The organism is Amaricoccus sp. (assembly GCF_036846665.1).
In the GTDB taxonomy this organism is placed as follows: Bacteria; Pseudomonadota; Alphaproteobacteria; order Rhodobacterales; family Rhodobacteraceae; genus Amaricoccus.
Window position 1 is genome coordinate 1 of the sequence record NZ_DAIUBO010000363.1, and the last position, 2573, is coordinate 2573.

Genomic DNA, 2573 nt, shown 5'->3' on the forward strand with positions numbered 1-2573 from the left:
AATGGCTGCACGAGGTCTGGAACCGCCGCATGTTCGGCAGGATCAAGGATGTCTACGCCCCGACCGTGATGTACCACGGGCCGCTGATGGCAGAGCTCACCGGGATCGCCGCGGTGATGCACCAGACCATCGGGCTGATGGGCTCGGTTCCGGATGCGAGCTTCGAGCCGCAGCACATCTGCTCGACCCCCTGCGCGGAGGGCGGCACCAAGGTCGCGGTCCGCTGGGTGATGGAGGGCCACCACCTCGGCCACGGGCTGCTCGCCGATCTCGGCGAGCCCACGGGCAAGCGGCTGCAGATCATGGGGATCAGCCATTTCCACTACAGGGACGGGCGCATCGTCGACGAGTGGCGGGTCTACGACCAGCTCGCGCTGCTGACACAGATCAAGCTCGCGCAGATGGCCGACCAGCGGGAAGCGCCGGCGACCTGACGGCCGATGCCAGCGGCCCTCGCCGTCGACTCGCTTCCCACGCGGGCCGGCGTTCCCCGGCCCCATCGACCCCTGGCGACCTCCAGGCGGCGGGCATCGCATCCGGAGCTCGCCGTTCCCGGCGCGACCGTCCCGCAGCATGGCGAGGGCCGCGCCGGCAAGGGCCGCGGCCCCGCTGTCATGCCGGCGCCGTCAGGACCAGCGTCGACCAGCTGCCCAGCGCGTGCCGCCGCCGGCGGGCGAAGCCCCAGCCGCGATAGACCGCCTCGACCCCGGCCGCCTGCCGGGTCAGGATGCCCGACAGCACCAGCACCGCGCCGGGGGCCGCGTTCCGCGCCATCTCCGGCGCCAGCCGCCTGAGCGGACCGGCCAGGATATTCGCCAGCAGGAGATCATAGGGCCCGCGCGCGCGGACCACCGGCGCCGCGAAGCCCGTGGCCGTGGCGCAGAGGATGCGCCCGCCGAGCCGGTTCGCGGCGATATTGGCCCGCGCGGTCTCCACGGCCAGCGCGTCCATGTCCGAGGCGGTCGCCCGGCAGGGCCAGACCCGCGCCGCCGCCATGGCGAGCACGCCGGTGCCGCAGCCGATATCCGCGACATTGCGGAAGCCCCACCCGGCGCGCGCCAGCCCGTCGAGCGCCAGCAGGCAGCCGCGCGTGGATTCGTGATGCCCGGTGCCGAAGGCGAGCGCCGCCTCGATCTCGAGGCCGACGCGGTTGGACGGGATCCGCGCGCGGTCATGGCTGCCGTAGACCACGAAGCGGCCCGCCTCCACCGGCGTCAGCCCGGCGCGCACCTGGGCGAGCCAGTCCCGGCTCCCCACCGGCGCCAGCGCGAAATCCGGCGCCCCCTGCGCCGCGGCGAGCAGCGCGAGCCGGGCCGCATCCGGACGCCCGTCGAAATAGGCCCCGACCTCCCAGATCCCCGAGCCGTCGTCGCGGTCGTGCACCCCGGTCGCGCTCGGCGCCGGCTCCAGCGCGTCGAGCGCCTCGGAAAGCGCCTGCGCAGCCGCCTCGCCGCGCGTGGTGGTGGTCGCGTGAAAGAGCGTCAAGCCTCTGCTCCCCTGCCGGATCGACGGCGCTTACGGGCGCCGCGCCGCGCGGTCAAGCGGGAGGCTCAGGACGATCGCGTCTGGCGCCAAATCTCTCTTCACCAACGGCCCCGCCACAAGAGGAGGGCAGCGCCCGGCCCGGCGGTGCCCGCCGCGCGGGGTGGTTGCGCTGGGCTCGGGCGGAACTCGGGCGGACGGGGTTGCGTTGCCAGATGCAAGCCCCCGGTATCAGACCGCCGCACCCACCGGACAGCTCACGCCGGTCCCGCCGAGGCCGCAATAGCCGGCGGGGTTCTTCGCCAGATACTGCTGGTGGTACTCCTCGGCAGGGTAGAAGGCCGGCGCCTCGACGATCTCGGTGGTGACCGGCCCGTAGCCGGCGGCCCGCAGCCTGGCCGCATAGGCGTCGCGGGAGGCCTCCGCCGCCGCGCGCTGGCCCGCGTCGAAGACATAGATGCCCGAGCGGTACTGCGTGCCCACGTCATTGCCCTGGCGCATGCCCTGGGTCGGGTCGTGGCTCTCCCAGAAGACCCTGAGCAGGTCGTCATAGCCGATCTGCGCGGGATCGAAGACCACCCGGACCACCTCGTTATGCCCGGTCTGGCCCGAGCAGACCTCGCGATATTCCGGATTGGGCGTGGCCCCGCCGGCATAGCCCACCTGGGTGATCCAGACCCCCGGCAGGCTCCAGAACTTGCGCTCGGCCCCCCAGAAGCAGCCGAGCCCGAAGAGCGCCTGCCCCATGCCCTCGGGATGGGGCCCGGCGAGCGTCCGGCGATTGACGAAATGCGTCTCCGCCGTCGGGATCGGATCGGGTCGCCCCGGCAGCGCCGCCCCGGGGGCGGGAAACTCGGTCTTCCGCTTCAGGCCGAACATGCGTCATCCTTCCTCTGATACGGGGGCCGCGGCGGTCAGGATCTAGGCCAGCAGCGCCAGTTTCCAAGCCACACCGCCCCGAAAGGCGCCATGACCGCATGCCGCATCAACCCGTTAACACTTTAATCCCGTATTATCAGCCAGTTACGGCCCGTCCCCATGGCGACGGGCCGCCGCAGCCGCCCCCTCAGGTGGCCAGCACGTTTTTGAAT

The 2573-nt window shown here is 72.4% G+C and carries 3 protein-coding genes; 1 reads left to right on the top strand and 2 read right to left on the bottom strand.

Translation table 11 applies throughout. The features are described from left to right. Positions 1–434: ester cyclase (locus V7050_RS20270; RefSeq protein ID WP_324411178.1), on the top strand; the 434-nt coding region annotated here is incomplete at its 5' end. 178 nt (positions 435–612) lie between these two features. On the opposite strand, the gene V7050_RS20275 is transcribed toward V7050_RS20270, so the two are convergent. Together V7050_RS20275 and msrA are read right to left on the bottom strand one after the other, a co-directional pair. Then, positions 613–1485, bottom strand: a complete 873-nt coding sequence (locus V7050_RS20275) for a 50S ribosomal protein L11 methyltransferase (RefSeq protein WP_324369067.1) — start codon at positions 1483–1485, stop codon at positions 613–615. 228 nt (positions 1486–1713) lie between these two features. After that, positions 1714–2361 carry a peptide-methionine (S)-S-oxide reductase MsrA gene (gene msrA, locus V7050_RS20280; RefSeq protein ID WP_324374490.1) on the bottom strand — a complete coding sequence of 216 codons (648 nt, stop codon included), beginning with the start codon at positions 2359–2361 and terminating at the stop codon, positions 1714–1716. Between the last annotated feature and the right edge of the window lie 212 nt (positions 2362–2573).